Source organism: Kitasatospora sp. NPDC051984, assembly GCF_044593455.1.
Taxonomy (GTDB): Bacteria; Actinomycetota; Actinomycetes; order Streptomycetales; family Streptomycetaceae; genus Kitasatospora.
The window spans coordinates 244,464-263,654 of sequence record NZ_JBIUCB010000002.1; the positions used below are offsets into that span (position 1 = coordinate 244,464).

Annotated in this window: 12 protein-coding genes; 6 read left to right on the forward strand and 6 right to left on the reverse strand. The window is 72.6% G+C overall.

The genetic code is table 11. The features are described 5' to 3' along the window. Window positions 1–36: 36 nt before the first annotated feature. The gene (locus tag ACIHEI_RS05125; RefSeq protein ID WP_396605652.1) at window positions 37–1,878 is read right to left on the reverse strand and encodes a glycoside hydrolase family 15 protein; all 1,842 of its coding nucleotides are present in this window, start codon (window positions 1,876–1,878) and stop codon (window positions 37–39) included. A gap of 157 nt (window positions 1,879–2,035) precedes the next feature. Further along, on the reverse strand, window positions 2,036–2,413 hold the full coding sequence (locus ACIHEI_RS05130) for a hypothetical protein (RefSeq protein ID WP_396605653.1): 378 nt from the start codon (window positions 2,411–2,413) through the stop codon (window positions 2,036–2,038). 468 nt (window positions 2,414–2,881) lie between these two features. Between ACIHEI_RS05130 and ACIHEI_RS05135 the strand changes: the two genes are divergently transcribed. The 5 genes from ACIHEI_RS05135 (at window position 2,882) to ACIHEI_RS05155 (ending at window position 12,716) form a co-directional block, all read left to right on the forward strand. Beyond that, window positions 2,882–5,587, forward strand: coding sequence for a glycosyl hydrolase (locus ACIHEI_RS05135; RefSeq protein WP_396605654.1), 2,706 nt, complete (start codon window positions 2,882–2,884; stop codon window positions 5,585–5,587). Window positions 5,588–5,828: 241 nt separating this feature from the next. Next, window positions 5,829–6,749: an ABC transporter ATP-binding protein gene (locus ACIHEI_RS05140; protein ID WP_396605655.1), complete on the forward strand. Its 921-nt coding sequence runs from the start codon at window positions 5,829–5,831 to the stop codon at window positions 6,747–6,749. Window positions 6,750–7,149: 400 nt separating this feature from the next. Continuing rightward, on the forward strand, window positions 7,150–8,517 hold the full coding sequence (locus tag ACIHEI_RS05145) for an ABC transporter permease (protein WP_396605656.1): 1,368 nt from the start codon (window positions 7,150–7,152) through the stop codon (window positions 8,515–8,517). A 2-nt stretch (window positions 8,518–8,519) separates the two neighbouring features. Continuing rightward, entirely contained in the window at window positions 8,520–11,258 is a 2,739-nt protein-coding gene (locus ACIHEI_RS05150) for an alkaline phosphatase family protein (RefSeq protein WP_396605657.1), read from the forward strand. Window positions 11,259–11,450: 192 nt separating this feature from the next. After that, on the forward strand, window positions 11,451–12,716 hold the full coding sequence (locus tag ACIHEI_RS05155; protein ID WP_396605658.1) for an acyltransferase: 1,266 nt from the start codon (window positions 11,451–11,453) through the stop codon (window positions 12,714–12,716). A 90-nt stretch (window positions 12,717–12,806) separates the two neighbouring features. On the opposite strand, the gene ACIHEI_RS05160 is transcribed toward ACIHEI_RS05155, so the two are convergent. The 4 genes from ACIHEI_RS05160 to ACIHEI_RS05175 all read right to left on the reverse strand — a co-directional run bounded on the left by ACIHEI_RS05160 (window position 12,807) and on the right by ACIHEI_RS05175 (window position 18,418). After that, on the reverse strand, window positions 12,807–13,211 hold the full coding sequence (locus ACIHEI_RS05160) for a hypothetical protein (RefSeq protein ID WP_392950481.1): 405 nt from the start codon (window positions 13,209–13,211) through the stop codon (window positions 12,807–12,809). Between the two features lie 109 nt (window positions 13,212–13,320). Continuing rightward, window positions 13,321–16,275, reverse strand: a complete 2,955-nt coding sequence (locus ACIHEI_RS05165) for an AfsR/SARP family transcriptional regulator (protein ID WP_396605659.1) — start codon at window positions 16,273–16,275, stop codon at window positions 13,321–13,323. Window positions 16,276–16,427: 152 nt separating this feature from the next. Then, window positions 16,428–16,982, reverse strand: coding sequence for a hypothetical protein (locus ACIHEI_RS05170; RefSeq protein WP_396605660.1), 555 nt, complete (start codon window positions 16,980–16,982; stop codon window positions 16,428–16,430). Between the two features lie 128 nt (window positions 16,983–17,110). Next, window positions 17,111–18,418 (reverse strand): BTAD domain-containing putative transcriptional regulator, encoded by a 1,308-nt coding sequence (locus ACIHEI_RS05175; RefSeq protein WP_396605661.1) that lies wholly within the window; start codon window positions 18,416–18,418, stop codon window positions 17,111–17,113. Between the two features lie 166 nt (window positions 18,419–18,584). Here ACIHEI_RS05175 and ACIHEI_RS05180 point away from each other — a divergent pair, with 166 nt between their 5' ends. Then, window positions 18,585–19,190, forward strand: coding sequence for a VOC family protein (locus ACIHEI_RS05180; RefSeq protein WP_396605662.1), 606 nt, complete (start codon window positions 18,585–18,587; stop codon window positions 19,188–19,190). The last annotated feature ends 1 nt before the right edge of the window (window position 19,191 follow it).

Consider the following 19,191-nt stretch of genomic DNA (forward strand, 5'->3'; position numbering starts at 1 on the left):
GTCAGCACTCCTAAAAGAGGGGGTCCTCGGAGTCGGTCAGCCGAGCGCGCGGTCCAGGTTGAAGGCGGCGCTGATCAGCGAGAGGTGGGTGAACGCCTGTGGGAAGTTGCCGAGTTGCTCCCCGGTGCGGCCGATCTCCTCGGCGAACAGGCCGACGTGGTTGGCGTAGGTGAGCATCTTCTCGAACGCCAGCCGGGCCTCCTCCAGCCGGCCGGCCCGGGCCAGTGCCTCGACGTACCAGAACGAGCAGATCGAGAAGGTGCCTTCGGCGCCGCGCAGGCCGTCGGGGCTGGACTCCGGGTCGTAGCGGTACACCAGGGAGTCGGAGACCAGGTCGGCGGTGAGCGCGTCCAGGGTGGACAGCCACTTGGGGTCGGTGGGTGAGATGAACTTGGCCATCGGCATCATCAGCAGCGACGCGTCGAGGACCTTGTCGTCCAGGCCCTGGACGAACGCGCCGCGCTCGGCGGACCAGCCGCGGGTCATGATCTGCCGGTAGATCGCGTCGCGGGACCGTTGCCAGCGCGCCAGGTCGGCGGGCAGGCCGCGCCGGTTGGCCATCCGGATCGCCCGTTCGAGGGCGACCCAGCACATCAGCCGCGAGTACACGAATTCACGCCGGCCGCCCCGGGTCTCCCAGACGCCCTCGTCGGGCTGGTCCCAGTGGTCGCAGAGCCAGTCCACCACGGCGCCGACCTCGTCCCAGTGCGCGCTGCTGATCGGCTGACCCCACTTGTCGTACAGGTAGACGGAGTCGATCAGCGCGCCGTAGATGTCCAGCTGGAGCTGCCCGGTGGCCGCGTTCCCGACCCGGACCGGCGCGGAGCCCGAGTAGCCTTCCAGGTGCGACAGTTCCTGCTCGGGCAGGTCGCTGCGGCCGTCGATGCCGTACATGATCTGGAGCGGGCCGCTCTCCCGGGTGCCGCGCATGATGCCGTACTCGGAGATGAAGCCCATGAACGCCTCGGCCTCCGAGCTGAAGCCCAGCCGGAGCATGGCGTAGATACAGAACGCGGCGTCGCGGACCCAGACGTAGCGGTAGTCCCAGTTGCGTTCGCCGCCGATCTGCTCGGGCAGGCTGGTGGTCGGGGCTGCGATGATCGCGCCGGTGGGCGCGTAGGTGAGCAGTTTCAGCAGCAGCGCCGAGCGGTGCACCATCTCCCGCCACCGGCCGTGGTAGCGCGAGCGGGACAGCCAGTGGCGCCAGAACCGGACGGTGGCCTCGAACTGCTGCTCGGCCTCCCGGTTGGGGCAGGCGCGCGGGCCGATCTCCTCGCTGACCCGGTCGAGGACGAACACCGCGGACTCGCCCTCCAGTAGCTTGAAGTGCGCCCACACGTCCCGCCCGTCGGTCTCGACCGGCACGGTGGCGGTCAGCGCGATGTCCAGATCGGGCGAGCGGAACACCGCGTGGCCGGCCTCGAGCTCGACGGTGTGCTCCTGCGTCCCGTAGCCGAACCGCGGCGCGACCTTCGCCCGGAACGGCAGCGTGCCGCGGACGGAGATCACCCGCCGGATCAGCCGGTGCCGGTCCGCCTCGCGGGACTCGTCCACCACGGGCATGAAGTCCTGGATCTCCGCCACCCCGTCGGCCGCGAAGAACCGCGTGATCAGGACGTTGGTGTCGGGGAAGTAGAACTGCCGGGTGCGGGCCGGCGTGTCCGCGGCCAGTTCGAAGCGGCCGCCGCGGTCCGCGTCCAGCACGGACGCGAACATGCTCGGGGCGTCGAAGCGCGGACAGCAGTACCAGTCGATGGTGCCGTCCGTCGCCACCAGCGCGGCGGTGCGCAGGTCGCCGATCAGTCCGTGTTCGGAGATCGGCAGGTACCGGTCACCGCCGAGGTCTCCGAATCCGCCAGTACTGCCTGGCCGTCCCATGCGGTCTCCTCACCTGAATGGTGCGGGGCATCGAGCCGAACCTTCCAGTTCATGCTAGATCGCATGCCGCCGGAGCGCCGAAGCGGACCGTGGACCGCAGAACGCCGGTGCCCGGCGTCCGCCCGGGTGAGCGGGGCCGGGCACCGGCGTGCCGAGGTCACTGCCGGTCGTCGTCCTCGCGGTGGACGCGGCCGAAGCGGTCGGGGTCGATGGACCAGATGCCGCGGCCGTGGGTGGCGGCGTAGAGCCGGCCGTCGGGGCCGGTCCTGAGCTGCATCACCGTGGTGGTGGGCAGGCCGTCGCCGATCACCTTCCAGTTCTTCTCGCCGGGCGCGCGGTAGAACGCGGCCAGGTCGGTGCCGAGCGCGAGGCCGCCGTTCGGCAGCAGGCGCAGCGAGTTGGTCGGGACGTCGGGCAGGTTCGCCGAGACGTCCGTCCAGGTGGCGCCGCCGTCAAGGCTGTCGAAGACGTGGCCGTAGCCCGCGCCGGGACCCTCGCTCCACGCCCGGGAGAAGCCGCTGAACGCGACCAGCACGTGCTTCGCGTTCGCCGGGTCGATGGCACGGGAATTGACGGAGCATCAGGACCTAAGTCATCAGGAACCAAGAGTGCCAGCCGTGCGGGGGCACGGCGGGCGGGGGGTGCCGGTTCGGGAAAGCGGGAACCGACCGGGGGAGGGCTGGGTCAGTCCTGCGACTGCACCGGGGTGAGCGCCCCCTGATCGCAGCGCCGGACCACCCGCGACCCGCCCCGCGCGGGCCCCCCCGGCGCAGGGGTTCGGGCTCCGTGGCCGAAACCGGCGCGATCCGATCGGGGCGCCGCGCGCTCCCCCGGGGCGGGAACCCGCACACCCCCGGCCGGCGGGCACCGGTTCAACTCCCGCGCACCGTACGATTTTTAGCCACTCATTACCTCCAGCACCTTCCCACCGCCCAGCCGAGCCGCGAAGCTTCGCTCTGCGTACACGCACCCCCACCCGTCCGGGAAGGACACCATCGTGCCCATGAGGCAACGCCGACGGCTGCTGCTGCCCGCCGTCGCCCTGACCGCGCTCGGCCTGACCACCTCGCAGGCGCTCGCGGCACCGGCTCCGACCAAGGAGCTCCCGCGTCAGGCACAGCAACTCGCCAAGGGCGGCAAGCAGCATGCCGCGAAGGTGCAGGGCAAGGTCACCGGCCGGTCCGCGTTCGCGGCGGCCGAGGCCGGCGGGGACGACGGCGCGGACGAGGCGGAGAACTCCGCCGAGGGCGTCGCCCAGTACACCGAGGCCCGCACCGCCCCGGGCGTCATCGCCCCGGGTGCGTACGGCGCGGCCTGGGCGCAGCTCCAGTCGCTGCCGCACACCGACGGTTCCTGGAACCACGTCACCAACAAGCCGTACAACTCGGACGACCCGCGCTACCGCGACATCAACTCCAACTCCAGTGGCGGTTCGGGGTACGTGACGGGCCGGATCACCGGCATCGCCGCCGACGACGACGGCTACGTGTACGCGGGCGGCGCCAACGGCGGCGTGTTCCGCTCCCGCACGGGCGGCGGCAACTGGGAGCCGATCGCCGACAAGCTGCCCACGCTGTCGACCGGCACGCTGGACCTCGACGAGCGCGGGCGGCTCTGGTACGCCACCGGCGAGTCCAACACCGGCGCCACCTCGTACGTGGGTACCGGCGTGTACCTGCTCGCCGACCCGCAGCACGGCCGGTTCGAGCCCCGCAACCGGGTCGGTGGCCCCGAGCTGGAGTCGACCGTCATCCACGCGCTGCGCTTCGGCGGCGGCAAGGTGTGGGCGGCCACCAGCCGCGGTGTGTGGAGCCACTCCAGCACCGACCTGTCCGGCCCGTGGAAGCTGGAGTTCGCGCCCAACCCGGACTACCTGCCGGGCGGTTCGAAGGCCAAGGACCCGGCCGCGCCGTACAAGAACATCGCCAACGACATCGCGATCGACCCCCGGGACCCGTCCAAGGTCGTCCTGGCGATCGGCTGGCGCGGCGGCGACACCTACAACGGCTTCTACAGCAAGGCCGCGGACGGCAGTTGGCAGCGCGTCGGTTCGCTCGGCGAGCTGCCGACGGACGCGGCGAACGTCGGCAACGTGACCTTCGCGCGTTCGGCGGACGGCTCGCGCTACTACGCGATCGACCAGTCGCCGCTGCTCACCAGCACCGACCCGGACTCCGGCCTCAAGGGCATCTACGTCTCCAAGTCCGGTTCCCCGTACGGCCCGTGGACCCAGATCGCGGACAAGGACAAGCTCAAGGACTCCGGTTCGGCGTTGCAGGACGAGGGCTACCAGCCGGGCATCCAGTCCTGGTACAACCAGTTCCTCCAGGTCGACCCGGTCGACCCCGACCACGTGTACGCGGGTCTGGAGGAGGTGCTGGAGACCAAGAACGGCGGCGCCAGCTGGACCGTCCCCGGCCCGTACTGGAACTTCCCGTTCTCCTGCTGGAGCATCGACCCGAGCAAGCAGACCGGTGACTGCTCGCCGACCACCCACTCCGACCAGCACGCCGTCGCCATCGGCTCGTACCACGGCAAGCCCAGCGTGTACGTCGGCAACGACGGCGGCGTCTACAGCCGCCCGGTCGCCGGCGCGGCCGACGCCTCCGGGCACGCCACGGACTGGAAGTCGCTGGCGGACGGCACCATCGACACCCTCCAGTACTACTCGGTCGGCATCGGCAAGGACCCGGCGGACCGCTCCGGCAAGGGCGTCATCGTCTCCGGCGGCCTCCAGGACAACGGCGAGTCCATCCTGCGCGCGGGCGACAAGGTGATGGGCTCCAACTTCGGCGGCGACGGCGCCGACACCCTGGTCGACCCGAACAACGGCTGCAACATCGCCGAGGAGTACGTCTACCTCGACATGTGGGTCACCCAGAACTGCGCCGTCAACAACGGCGCCGCCCTGGACGACCCGAGCAAGGCCACCTCCTACGAGGTCGCCCCGCCCGACAAGAAGCTCGGCGGCGCCGGCGCCCGCTTCATCGCGCCGATCACCAGCGACCCGAAGAACGGCGACACCTGGATCGCCGGCGGCCGGCACGTCTGGGTGCAGAACAAGGGCTACGCGATCCGCAGCGGCAGCGAGTGGAGCAACGCCTACGACCTGGGCGCCGGGCACCTCGCCACCGCCGTGGCCACCGTCGACGGCACCGTGTACGCGGGCTGGTGCGGCCCCTGCAACAACCAGGGCTTCAGCCGCGGCATAGCGGTCGGCAAGACCGACGGCACCGGCTGGCACCAGCTGAACCTGCCGGTCGACGGCACCCTGCCGAACCGTTACATCAGCTCCTTCGGGGTGGACCAGAAGGACGCCCAGCACGTCTTCGTCGCCTTCAACGGCTTCTCCCGGACCTGGACCGAGGGCCCCGGCGCGGGCATCGGCCACCTCTTCGAGACCCGTGACGGCGGCGCCACCTGGACCGACGTCTCGGCCAACCTGCCCGACGTCCCGGCCACCTCGGTGAAGATCCTGCCGGACGGCGCGCTGGTGCTCGGCACCGACCTCGCCGCGTTCTACCGCGCCCCCGACGAGAAGAACTGGAAGGTACTCGGCAAGGGCCTGCCCACCACCTCGGTCCAGCAGCTCAAGACCGGCCCGGACGGGCGCCTGTACGCCGCCACCTTCGGACGCGGCATCTGGTCGATCGACCCGCGCTCGCTGAGCGACGACGACAACCAGGGCGACGACAACAACCAGCACTGACCCCCGCACCACCGCTGCCCGGCCCGCTCACCCGAGCGGGCCGGGCAGCCGCGTTCCGTCGACTCCTCAGCCACCCGGCCGATAAGTAGGAGGATTACCGCACTCGTCAGCCCATCCGGTGACGGGACATCAACTGCGCTGCACAATCTCCGCCTTCCGTTCTACGAACGTTCAGAGGCCGGGCCCTGATCGCGTCGCGTCAAGTGCTTAGGGTCTCCAACGGTTTCGGAGGAAGGCACTCATGGACACACTGCTCGCGGTCCGGGCCCGGGAGATCACCAAGCGCTTCGGTGACGTGATCGCCCTCGACGGCGTCGACCTCGATGTGATGCAGGGGCAGATCCACGGCCTGGTGGGGCCGAACGGCGCCGGGAAGACGACGCTGCTCGGGCTGCTGCTGGGACTGGCCGTCGCCGACGGGGGCCGGCTGGAGATCCTGCGGACGCCGGTCGGGCGGGCGCTCGCCGCACCGGACGGGGTGGCCGGGTTCGTGGACGGGCCCGGCCTCTACCCCGCCCTGACCGCCCGGCAGAACCTCACCGCACTGGCCGCGCTCCAGGGCCGGGCCGCGAGCGTCGAGGAGGAACTCGACCAGGTCGGCCTCACCGACGTCGCCGACGACCGGGTGAACGGCTTCTCACTCGGCATGCGCCAGCGCCTCGGCCTCGCCGCCGCCCTGCTCACCCGGCCCCGGCTGCTGGTCCTGGACGAGCCGTCCAACGGCCTCGACCCGGCCGGCAAGCGCCAGGTGCACGGCGTACTGCGGCGGCTCGCGGCGGACGGCTGCGCCGTCGTGCTCTCCAGCCACCGCATGGATGACCTGGAGGCCCTGTGCTCCGAGGTCACCGTCCTCGCCACCGGACGGGTGGTGTTCTCCGGCCCGCTGACCGAACTGGCCGCCCGGAACCGCGAACTCGACCACCGGCTGCTCACCTCCGACCCGACAGCAGCCCGCCGCGTCGCCGCCGAAACGGCGGGCGTCCGCCTCACCGACGACACCACCGACCGCCTCGTGATCCGCGCGGCCGTACCCGCGCTGGACGCCCTGGTGACACGACTCGTCCAGGCCGGCATCGCCGTGCGCGAGCTCGCGCCGGTGGTGTCGCCACTGGAAGCCGCCTTCCTCGCCCTCACCGACCAGCCGCAGGCGGACGCCCGATGACCACCACCCACCGCCTCGAACTGCTCGCCTACCGGCCCGCCCCGCCGCTCGAAGCCGCCTTCCCCGCCCTCACCAACCAGCCGCAGGCGGACGCCCAATGACCACCACCCACCGCCTCGAACTGCTCGCCTACCGGCCCGCCCCGCCGCTCGAAGCCGCCTACCCCGCCCTCACCAACCAGCCGCAGGCGGACACCCGATGACCACCACCCACCGCCTCGAACTACTCGCCTACCGGCCCGCCCCAGCACTCGAAGCCGCCTTCCCCGCCCTCACCAACCAGCCGCAGGCGGACACCCGATGACCACCACCCACCGCCTCGAACTGCTCGCCTACCGACCCACCCCGGCGCTCGAAGCCGCCTTCCCCGCCCTCACCAACCAGCCGCAGGCGGACACCCGATGACCACCACCCGCACGCCCGCCACCGCCACCACCCCCGCCGCCACCCGCGTGCCGGTGTCCCGCGCCTTCCGCTTCGAGCTGGTCAAGCTGCTCGCGCAGTGGCGCATCCGCGTGCTGCTGCTCGCCTGCTGGCTGGCCCCGGCGGCCTTCGTCGCCGCCGTGAGCCAACAGAGCACGCTCCCCACCGACACGCTGTTCGGCCGCTGGATGCACGCCACGGGCTGGGCGGGGCCGCTGGTGACGCTCGGGTTCGCGGGGAGTTGGGCACTGCCGCTGCTGACCTCGGTGGTCGCCGGTGACGTGTTCGCCGCCGAGGACCGGCTCGGCACCTGGCGCCACCTGCTGGTCGCGGTCCGCTCACCGCGCCGGATCTTCGCCGCGAAGGCGCTGGCCGCGCTCACCGTGCTGGTGCTGCTGGTGACGGGTCTGGCGGTGTCCGCCTCGGCCGGCGGCCTGCTGGCGGTCGGCCACCATCCGCTGGTGGGCCTCGACGGCCACCTGCTGTCGCCGGGCGACGCCGCGCTGAAGGTCCTGCTGGCCTGGCTGTGCGCGCTCGCGCCGACGCTGGCGCTGGCCGGGATCGGCCTGCTCGGTTCGGTCGCCCTGGGCCGCTCCCCGATGGGGCTGCTGCTGCCCGCGCTGGTGGCGCTGGCGATGCAGCTCGCCCAGCTGATGCCGCTGCCGGTCGGTGTGCGGCTCGCCCTGCCCGGTTACGCGTTCGTCTCCTGGAACGGCCTGTTCACGGGCCCGGTGCAGCTCGGCCCGCTGCTGATCGGCGTCGCGGTCTCCCTGGTGTGGGCGGTGGCCGCCACGCTGCTTGCCCGACTGCTGTTCCTGCGGCGCGACTTCACCAACCCGGTGCACGACGGCTCCGGCCGCCGCGCGCTCGCCCTCGGCGGGCTGCCGCTGGCCGCCCTGCTCGCCGCCACGATCGGCGTCCTGACCCCGGCACTCGGGGCGACGGGCTCCGGCATCGAGCAGGACAAGGTGCAGCGCTCGGTCGCCACGGCCTTCGCGCACCTGTACCGCCTGCAGACCGCCGAGCTCAACCGCCCGGACGTCACCGAGGCGCAGTTGCAGGTCACGGCGGCGTGCGACAAGGGCAGCACCGGGGTCGAGCCCGAGGGCGCGGGCAACGACTGGCGCTGCGTCGTGTCCTGGCACCTCCCGGGCGTCGAGGCCACCGGGACGGCCGTCTACCAGCTCGACATCGCCCCCGACGGGAGGTTCGTCGCCGACGGCGACGGGCCGAAGGAAGTGAACGGCTACTTCCTGGTACGCACCTCCACCGGTGACGCGCCGAACCCGCTCTGGCAGTTCGACGGCAACGTCGAGCTGCTTCCGGCACCTTCGAAGGGACAGTAACGATGCAGGTCACACGTCGTCGTGTGAAGGACACCCCGAGCACGTCCGGCCGCCGGACCAGCCGCCGGACGCTGGTCACGGCCGCCGCCACGGCCGTGGTCGTCGCGGCCGGCGCCGGTGTCGGCTGGGCCAAGTCGGACACCTTCGGCACCAACCGGGTCGGCCAGGTCTACGACCAGGGCGCGCTGGTCTCCAGCAACCAGTACCTCGCCCCCTACGGCGAGCGGCTGGTCATCAACAACGGCAAGATCATGTCGTCCACGGTGAGCCCGGACGGCACCCACCTGGCGGCCTCGGTCACCGACGGCGGCGCGGCGCTGGCGATCGTGGACGTGCGGAACTGGAAGGTGCAGCAGCTGATCGGCAGCGGCGCCTCGTCCACCCCGAAGATCAGCAGCAACAACGTGGGCCAGGAAGGCCCGACGTACTCCCCGGGCGGCAAGCAGCTGTGGCTCGGCCAGCCCGACGGGTATACCCGGTTCGACGTGAACCCGGACGGCAGCGTCACCAACCCGGTCGTCGTCAAGATCGCCAAGACCGGCTCGCAGCGCGCGCTGGTGGCCGGCCTGGTGTTCTCGGCGGACGACGCGACCGCGTACGCGGCGGTCAACGGCCAGAACCGGGTGGTGGCGATCGACACCGCGAGCGGCACCGTCAAGCAGAGCTGGGCCGTCGGCAACGCCCCGCGCGGCCTGGTCCAGGCCGGCGGCAAGCTGTACGTCAGCAACGAGGGCGGCCGCCCGGCGCAGCCCGGCGAAAACACCGTCAACTCGTACGGCACCCAGGTGCCCGCCGACCCGAACACCGCCGCCACCACCTCCGGCACGGTCAGCGTGATCGACCTGGCGAACCCGTCCGCCGTCCCGGCGAGCATCGACGTCGGCCTGCACCCGACCGCCGTGTACGCCAAGAACGGCGCGGTGTTCGTCACCAACACCGCCGGCAACAGCGTCTCGGTGATCGACACCCGGAACGACAAGGTCGTCCAGACCATCGCCACCCGGCCCTGGTCCGAGGCCTCGATCGGCTACGAGCCCAACGCGGTGACCCTCACCGACGACGGCCACCTGCTGGTGACCCTCGGCCGGGCCAACGCGGTAGCCGTCTACCGGTACAGCGGCCCGCAGGAGCCCGCCAGTTACGTCGGCCTGCTGCCGACGGACTACTTCCCCTCCGAGATCTCCTCGTCCGGCAACCAGATCCTGGTCTCCAACACCCGCGGCATCGACGCCCGCCGGGTGGACGGCGCGCACGGCACCCACGACACCACCTCCAGCGTGGTGCGGTTCGCCCTGCCCAGCGACAAGGAGATCCGGAAGCAGACCGGCAAGGTCTTCGCGCAGAACAACTGGACCAACAACGCGGCCAAGCTCGCCACCGGCGACAAGGCCAAGGCCGTGCCCGTCCCCAACAGGATCGGCGACCCGTCGACGATCAAGCACGTCTTCCTGATCGTCAAGGAGAACCGCACCTACGACCAGCTCTTCGGCGACCTGCCGCAGGGCAACGGCGACCCGTCGCTGGCCCAGTTCGGCCAGAACGTGACGCCCAACCAGCACGCACTCGCCCAGCAGTTCGGCCTGTACGACAACACGTACGACATCGGCACCAACTCCGCCGAGGGCCACAACTGGCTGATGCAGGCGGACAACCCGGAGTACACCGAGTCCTCGGCCGGCGAGTACATCCGCAGCTACGACACCGAGGACGACGCCCTCGGCCACCAGGCCAGCGGCACCCTGTGGAGCGGCGCCCAGGCGTCCGGCAAGAGCGTGCGGGACTTCGGCGAGTTCCACCAGTTCCTCACCAAGCCGGCCGACGCGACCTGGCAGAACCTGTACTGCGACGCCAAGACCATGCAGACCACCGGCAACCCCTCGGCGTACAAGCTGAACTCGTCCTCGCCGATCCCCTCGCTGAACAGCGTCTCGGTGCCCGGCTTCCCGATGTTCGACACCAGCGTTCCCGACATCTACCGCGCGCAGATCTGGCAGCAGGACTTCGAGAAGAACGGTCCCGCCAACCTCAACATGCTCTGGCTCTCCAGCGACCACACCGGCGGCCCCGCCAACGGCGCCGCCCAGGTCGCGGACAACGACCTCGCGGTCGGCCAGATCGTCGACAGGATCACCCACAGCCAGTACTGGAAGGACTCGGCGATCTTCGTCGTCGAGGACGACTCCCAGGCCGGCCTCGACCACGTCGACGGCCACCGCGCCCCCATCCAGATCATCAGCCCCTACGCCCAGCGCGGCGTCGTCGACAGCCACTACTACTCGCAGATCAACATGATCCGCACCATCGAACAGATCCTCGGCATCAAGCCGATGAACCAGAAGGACACCGCGGCCACCCCCATGACCTCGGCCTTCACCAGCACCCCCGACCTCACCCCCTTCAACGTCCAGCCCAACCGCACCTCCCTCACCAACGGCCTCGCCACCGCCCCCTCCTGCGGCCTCGACGTCCCCGCCACCCAGAACCCGGCCGCCGCCCGCGCCGCGACCGGCACCGTCCCCGCCGACCGGGCGGACCTCGTGCAGAAGTGGTCCGACTGGAAGCAGCAGCAACACCTCACCGGCACCGGCGCCGCCCCCGACCGCGCCAACCCGTCCCAGATGAACCACCTCACCTGGTACGAGGCCCACGACTGGACGACCCCGTACCCCGGCGAACAAGCGCTGCTCGCTCCGGCGGACGTCCCGGGCGCGACCTTGCCTTCGGCGGAGCTCGACGGCTGAGCGGGTGGGTGCGGGGAACTGCGCGGCAAGCGCAAACCCTGTCCGTGAGGTCGCGATCACGTGCAAGTCATTGCACTGCTTCGCGATCTCGCGGTCGGGTGCGTTCCCCTTCGCGCAGTTCCCCGCGCCCCCGGTATCGCGCCGGATAATGAGGTGTACGGGCCAAGACCTCCCGGATCCGGCGCGAACCCCATGCCCCACCACCCCGCCGACCACAACCACTACGCGGATCTCCTGCGGGTAGCAGCCATCTGCGCCGTCGTGCTGGGCCACTGGCTGCTGACCGACCTCACCTACCGCGCCGGGCGGGTGACCGGCCACGACGCCCTGGCGTATGTCGGGTGGGGGCGCTGGGTCACCCTCCTCTTCCAGGTGATGCCGGTCGTCTTCCTGGTCGGCGGCTACGCCAACGCCGCCTCCTGGACGGCGCACCGCGAGGAGTCCTGGGCGGGCTGGGTGCACCGCCGCGCGCTACGGCTGCTGTGGCCGACGGCGGTGTACGTCGGCGTGATGGCCCTCGCCGCCGCCGCGGCCTGGGCGGGTGGAGCGGACGCGGGCGAACTCGCGCAGGCCGGCTGGTACTTGGCGCTGCACCTGTGGTTCCTCCCGGTCTACCTGCTGCTGATCGTCCTGACCCCGGCGCTGCACGCCGCGCACACCCGCTGGGGGTTCGCCGTACCTGCTGCCATGGCGACCGCCGCCGCGCTGGTGGATCTCGCGATCCTGGGTCCGCGGCTGCCGGTGGTCGGGTTCGCCAACTACGTGCTGGTGTGGGGCGCCATGCACCAGTGGGGGTTCGCCTGGCACGACGGCAGCCTCACCCGGGGACACCGCCCGCTCGGGCTGGCGCTCGCGGGGGCGCTTCTCCTCACCGGCCTGCTGATCTGGGGCCCGTTCCCGGTGGACATGGTCGGCGCGGGCCTGCACGCCGGCAACACCACGCCGCCGTCGATCGCCCTGCTCGCTTTCGCCGCCGCCCAGTGCGGCCTCCTGCTGGCGGCCGAGCCCGCCGCGCAACGTTTCCTGGCCACCCCGGCGCGACGGGACGAGGTCACCCGCCTCAACCGGGCGGCGATGACGGTCTACCTGTGGCATCCCGTCCCGGTGGTGCTGGTCGCCGTCACCCTCTACCCGGCCGGTCTCGTCCCGCAGCCGGGCGTCGGCTCCTGGCAGTGGTTCGCTCTGCGCCCGGCCTGGTTCGCCGTCCTGACCGTGCTCCTCGTCGCCCTGGTCGCCGTCCTGCAACGGGCCCAGCGCCCCCTGCTCGGCCTCACCGGCAGCACCGGGCGATCCCCAGCCCTGCTCCTCGGCGGCCTCGCCGCCGCTCTCCCCGCCCTGGCCTGGCTGGCCGTCAACGGCTTCGCCCCGTCCGGTCACCCGCCCGTCCTCGCCCTCGCGGCCTTCGCCTGCGGCTTCGCCCTGGTCCTGCGCTCCGGCCGCCGCCCTGCCCGGTCCTGAACGGCTCCGCCCCACCGCCGAAGGGGGTGGCGGTGGGGCGGAGTGGCGTCCGGGGGGAGGAAGCGTCGGGTCAGATCTTCAGGGGCGTGCTCAGAAGTGCAGGTCGGGGCTGGTCTGGTAGGTGTAGCCGCTGCCGGGCTGCCAGTAGAAGCGGGCCTCGGCCTTGTAGTCGTGGCCGGCGGTCGGGTTGGAGAGGGCCCAGGTGAAGGTGAACTGGCCGGCGCGGCAGGGGAACGAGGTGTTGATCGCCTGGGTGTTGGTGGTGTAGTCCCAGATGATGACCTGCTCGGTGCAGTTGTTGCTGGCGAAGTTGGTGGTCACCGAGGTGTTGACCTGGGTCCACCCGTCACTGATGCAGACCTTCTGGTAGTCCGGCCCGGCGCAGCCGCCGCCGACGGACGCGGATGCGGACCCGGCGCCCGTCAGTGCGATACCGCCGGCCATCGCCATCGTCGCCAGGGCCAGCGTCGCCTTGCGAAGTCCCTTGATGGACATGTGCGTCCCCTCTCTCGGACGGCCCGGCCGGGGTGACCGGGCACGTGGGAGAGATTCGTCGGCCGCGATGGACATCCGATGAGCATGGGCATGACCACCAGGCCGGGCTTCACCGCAAAAAGCCCAGCAGCTCCTCGACCTCCGCCGCGTCGCCCGCCAGCTCCAGCTGCCGGTAGTGGCCCAGCGCCTGCTGGAGGCAGATCCGGGCCCGGTCGGTGTGGCCCAGCCGGGTCAGCGCCTCGCCGAGGGCGCGCAGCAGCCCGCCCTCCAGCAGGCCGCCGACCTGCCGGGCCTTCGGCAGTGCCTCCTCGGCGGCCCGGACGGTGGCCCGGTCGCGGCCGGCCGCCAGGTGGATGCGGGTGATCAGGCTGCCGGTGGCCGCCTCGAAGGCCAGCATGCCGAAGGAGCGGAAGCGCTCCACCACGTGTTCGGCCTGCTCCAGCGCGGGGCCGAGGTCGCCGCACAGGTGCAGTACCCGGGCCAGGTAGTACCGGCCGATGGACTCGGGGATCGAGACCTGGCGGCCAGTCAGTTCGACGCACCGTTCGGCGGCGGCGCGGGCCTGGTCGAGGCGTCCGCACTGGGCGTGGTTGAAGGCCAGTTCGCCGAGCACGAGCCCTTCGCCGCTCTCGTCGCCCTGCCGGTGGAAGAGCTCCGCCGCCTCTTCCAGGCAGAGCACCGCCTGCTCGAAGTCCCGCAGCGCGCGGGCGTTCGCGCCGAGCAGTTTCAGCGTGTCGGCGCGCAGCCGCAGCCGGTCCGGGCCGTCGCACAACGCCAGGCAGCCGCGCAGCTCCTCGCCCGCCTCCGCGTAGGAGTTGGCGTGCCAGAGCATGCCGCCGCGCACCGAGCGGGCCAGGGCCTCGGCGTCCCGTTCGCCGCGGGCCATGGCGGCGGCGGCGACCTGCCCGGCCAGGTCGGCGACGGTGGTCACGTAGCCGCGGCCGAACAGGACCGAGCTCATCTTGTCGAGCAGGTCCACGGTCCGGGCCAGCGACAACCCGTCGTCGCGGCAGGCCCGTTGGATCACCGCGCGGTGCAGCGCGGTCCGCTCGCGCATCCAGGCGGTGGCCTCCTCGATGCTGGCGAAGCCGTGGCCGTCGGGGTCGCGGTGCGCCGCGTTCTCGGCGTTGCGGGCGCTCGCCACGCAGAAGTCGAGGAGCCGGGCGAACGCGGCCGTCACCGCCGCCGGGGTGTCCCCGCCGCGCTGCCGGGCGAACACCTTCAGCAGGTCGTGGAAGCCGTACCGGTCGGCGGCGGGCGACTGGAGCAGGTTGAGGTCGACCAGCGCGTCCAGCAGTTCGCGGGTCTCGGCGGGGCCGCGGTCGAGCAGCGCGGCGGCGTCCGCGGGGCCGAGGTCGGGTGCGTCGGGCAGGGCGAGCAGCCGCAGGGCGCGGGCCTGTTCCTCGGTGAGCCGGGCGTAGGAGAGGGCGAGGACGGGCTCCACCGCGGCCTGTTCGTGGGTGAGTTCGCCGAGCCGGGTGCGTTCGTCGGCGAGGTTCGCGGCCAGCTCGGCCAGCGACTGCGCGGGGTCGGCGGCCAGCCGGGAGCCCGCCACCCGGACCGCGAGCGGCAGGCAGCCGCAGGCGGTGACGATCGCGGCGGCCGCCTCGGGTTCGGCGTCGATCCGGGCCCGGCCGACGACGGCGGCGAGCAGGTCGAGCGCCTCGTCCGCCGTCATCGCGTCGAGCGGCAGGTGGCGGGCGCCGGGAAGCGTGGTGAGCCAGCCGCGGCTGGTGACCAGCACCGCGCAGGTCCGGGAGCCCGGGAGCAGCGGGGCGACCTGTTCGGCGGTGGCGGCGTTGTCGAGCAGGACCAGCAGGCGACGGCCGGTGACGGTGGTGCGGAACAGCGCGGCGCGTTCGGCGAGATCGGCGGGGATGTCGCGGTCCGCGACGCCCAGCGCGGTCAGGAAGCCCGCGAGCGCCTCGCCCGGGTCGAGCGGTACGAGCTGCGCGCCGCGCAGGTCCACGTGCAGCCGTCCGTCGGGGAAGCGCGCCCGCAGGATGTGTGCGACGTGGACGGCCAGGCTGGTCTTGCCGACGCCGCCGAGGCCGTTGATCGCCGAGATGACGACGGCGCCCGGGTCCGGGTGGGAGAGGGCGTCGGTGAGCCGGACGACGTCGGCCCGGCGGCCGGTGAAGTCCGGTAGCCGGGTGGGCAGTTGCTCGGGCACCGCGGACGCCGGGCCGGTCGGCCGTCCGCCGGCGGCGGCGGGGCGGGCGGCGGCGGGGCGGGCGGCGGCGGGGCGGGCGGCGGTGGCGGGGCGGGCGGCGGCGGCGAGGCCCGGGTCGGAGCGGAGGATGCGCCGGTGCAGCGCGTCCAGGTCCGCGCAGGTCAGCCCCTCGCCGAGGTAGAACCGCCGGGCGTCCTCGTACACCGCCCGGGCCTCCGCGGGCCGGCCCGACAGGTGGTACTCCAGCATCAACAGAGCGCGAAATCGCTCCCGGAAGGGGTGCGCGAAGACCGCCTGGTCGAGCTCGACCAGGCAGGACGGGCCGCTCCCGAGTTCGACGTCCAGGCCGAGTTTGGTCTCCAGCGCGTCCAGCCGGCGCTCGGTCAGGTGGCGACGGAGTTCGTCGGCGTGCCGGCCGGGCAGTCCGGCCAGCGGCTCGCCCTCGTGCAGGGCCAGCGCGTCGGCCAGCAGGTCCCGCGCCCGGGGCCGCTCACCGGCGGCGAGCGCCTCGGCGGACCGGGTGACCAGGCGGTCGAAGGCGACGAAGTCCAGCGCCTCGGCGGGGACGTCCAGGCGGTAGCCGCCGTCGACGGTGACCAGCAGGTGCCCGACCGCGTGGTTGCGGAGCTCCCGGCGCACCCGGTAGGCGTGGGTGGCGAGCACGGACTTGGGGTTGCCCGGCGGGTTGTCCTCGTCGAAGATCCCGTCCCCGAGGCGACCGGTGGTCAGCACCCGCCCGGGCGCGGCGATCAGCATGGCGAGGAACGCCTGCTGCTGACGGCGGCCGAGCGCCAGGCCCTGCCCGCCCGCCCACCCGGCGAGCGGCCCGAGCAGCCGGAACCGGATCCCAGCCTCCCCGGCCCTGTCGGCGGCGATGGCGGCTGTCTCCATGTCAGGTCTCCCCGTGAGCTCGGTGCCCCCGTGCCGTCGCGGGCGCCGGACCGGCCGGACACCCACGACGGCACGGGGTGGTGCGTGGTGGTGCGTGGTTCTGCGTGGTGCGTGGTGCGTGGAACGTGGTGGTGCGAAGTGACGGGCCGGGCTCAGCAGTCGGTCGGCACCGGCATCACGACGTACGGGCTCTCGACCGAGCTGGGCGCGTAGATCCCGCCGTGCGTCTGCCCGGGGACGTACGTCGTGCCGGGCTGGCGCTCGAAGACGGTGCGGTTGCAGGCGTCGGTGATCAGCAGGTCACCGCTGCGCCAGAGCGTCACCCGGGCGTGCGGGTACCCGGCGGTGCCGCTCTCCCAGCACAGGCCGCCGTTCGCGTCGAGGACGACCAGGTTGCCGTCGGTGCGGATGACGGCCTTGGCGCCGCACCCGACGGTGCCGGTCGCCCAGGTCGGGTACTGGCGCGAGAAGTCGTTGTTCGGCGCGTAGTAGGCGACGAGGTTGCCGTCGGGCTGCATGACGAGCCGCGCCGTGCCGAACCCGCCCCGGTTGTCGATGTGCGCGCCGTTGTTCGTGAGCTGTTCGCCGTCCCAGATGGTGGCGGTCGGCTGGTCGTAGACGGCGTGGGCGGTGCCCTGGGCGGTCAGCACGCTCGCTGCCGCCAGTGCGAGGGCGGCGAGGGTGGTTCGTACGGTGGTGCGACTCAACGGTCCGGTCCTTTCGATGGTGCTGTCCACGACGGCCGGCCATGCCCGCAAGCTGCGTCTCCGGGCAGATGATCACGTCGTAATCGGATTCTGCGGCGCCCGGATTGACGCGCGATGAACGGTGGCGTTTACGCGTCGGCGGACGACCCGGACGGGAGCATCGCGGAGATCGGCCAGGCGGGACGGCGCACCAGCCGCTCGGCGGCGTCCCGCAGCGCGCGGGGCAGGTGGCCGCAGGCGGCGGCGAGCGCCCGGGCGGCGTCCGGTTCGCGGTCGGTCCGCTCCCGGCCGATCATCCGGCCGAGCAGCTCCAGCGCCTCGTCCGGGGCCAGCGGCCCGACCTGGACCGCACTCGAACTCCCCTCCCCCGCCGTCCCGTTGACGACCACGACGGCGGCGCAGCCCGGCCCGGCGGGCAGCAGCGGCCGGACATCCTCGACGCCCCCGGCGCCGTCCAGTACGACCAGGATCCGGCGGTCGGCGAGCAGCCGGAGGTACAGCGCACGGCGCTCGGGGGCGCTCGCGGGCACCGCCTGTTCCTCGACGCCCAGTGCGCGCAGGAACGGCGCCAGGTACCCGGAGGCGTCGTCCGCGCCGTGCAGGTCGGCGTACAGCTGCCCGTCCGGGTGGTCGGGGCCCGCGAGGTGGGCGGCGCGGACCGCCAGCGCGCTCTTCCCGGCGCCGGGCGGGCCGGCGACGGTGACGAGCGGCGACTGCGTCCGCCCTGGCACGGCCAACAGCTCGCCGATCTCGGCGAGTTGAGCAGTCCGACCGGTGAAGTCGCCTGGATCGGGCGGCAGTTGGAAGGGCCGCAGCACCGACCGGGCGGCACCCGCCCTGAGTTCGACCGGCCCCGCGCCCGGCCCCGCGTCCAACTCCCTGACCGGCAGGTCGAGTTCGCGCAGCGCCTCGTCCCGCCGCCCGGCCAGCATCCGGCGTTCGTGTTCGGCGAAGGGGCCGGGGACGCCGTCCAGGGCGGCCGGGCCCTGCCAGAGGTCGAGCGCGGCGGTCAGCAGCTCGCGGGCGCGCTGCGGCTGCCAGTTCAGGCGGGCGGTGGCGGCGTCGGCGAGCGCGGAGAGGAAGACCGTCCGATCGATGCCGGCCGGGTCGACGTCCAGGCAGTACCCCTTGCCGACGTGCCGCAGGAGGTTCCCGCCGCCGCCCAGCGCGCTGCGCAGCCGGTACATGTTGCCCGGGAGCGCCCCGGCCCGGTCGGGCGCCTCGTCCCCCTCCTCGCCCCAGACCCCGTCGATGATCTCACCGACCGTCACCGGCCGGCCCGCCTGCGCGAGGAGCACGGCGAGCACCGCCCGGTCCCGGGCCCGGTTGATGCGCAGCTCCTGGCCCGCGCGCCGGGCTGTCAGGGGGCCGAGGGTGGTGAAGTGGAGCTCCAGCGCGTCCTCCCCGAGACGATCGTCATGTTGACGTTCCGTCATGTTATCGCTCTCCCTCACGCCACCCCCGGGCCCGCATATGGCCGGCCCGTGCCCGTGCCCGGGTACGGGCCAGGGTTCTCCACGGGCTCGACCGGCCCGCGTTCCCGGGATCGTGAGCGGTGGAGGCCGAAGGGCGGCTTCCCGCACCAGCAGAGGGAGCTGACGAATGATGGAGTTCAAGATCGAGGTTCTGGTCCTCCCGGTCTCGGACGTGGACCGGGCCAAGGACTTCTACGCCCGGATCGGGTTCCGCGAGGACGTCGACTACTCCGGCCCCGGCGGCTTCCGGGTCGTCCACTTCACCCCGCCCGGCTCGGCCGCCTCGCTGATCATCGGCAGCGGCGTGACCGACGCGGCACCGGGCTCCGAGCGCGGCGTGCACCTGATCGTGGACGACGTGGTCGCGGCCCGCGCCGAGCTGGTGGCGGCCGGGGTCGAGGTCAGCGAGGTCTTCCACGACGCGGGCGGCGTCTTCCACCACGCGGGCACCGCCGGCCGGGTGGCCGGCCCGCACCCGGAGCGGCGCTCGTACGGCTCGTTCGCCTCGTTCACCGACCCGGACGGCAACGTCTTCGTCCTGCAGGAGGTCACCGTCCGTGGCCCGGGCCGGATCAGCCACGTGGTGCACCGCGATGCCGCCGAACTCGAGTCGGCGCTGCGCGACGCGGCCGCCGCCCACGGCAAGTACGAGGAGGCACTCGGCCACCACGACGCCGACTGGCCCGCCTGGTACGCCGCCCACATGGCCCGCGCGGCCGGTCTCGACAGCTGAA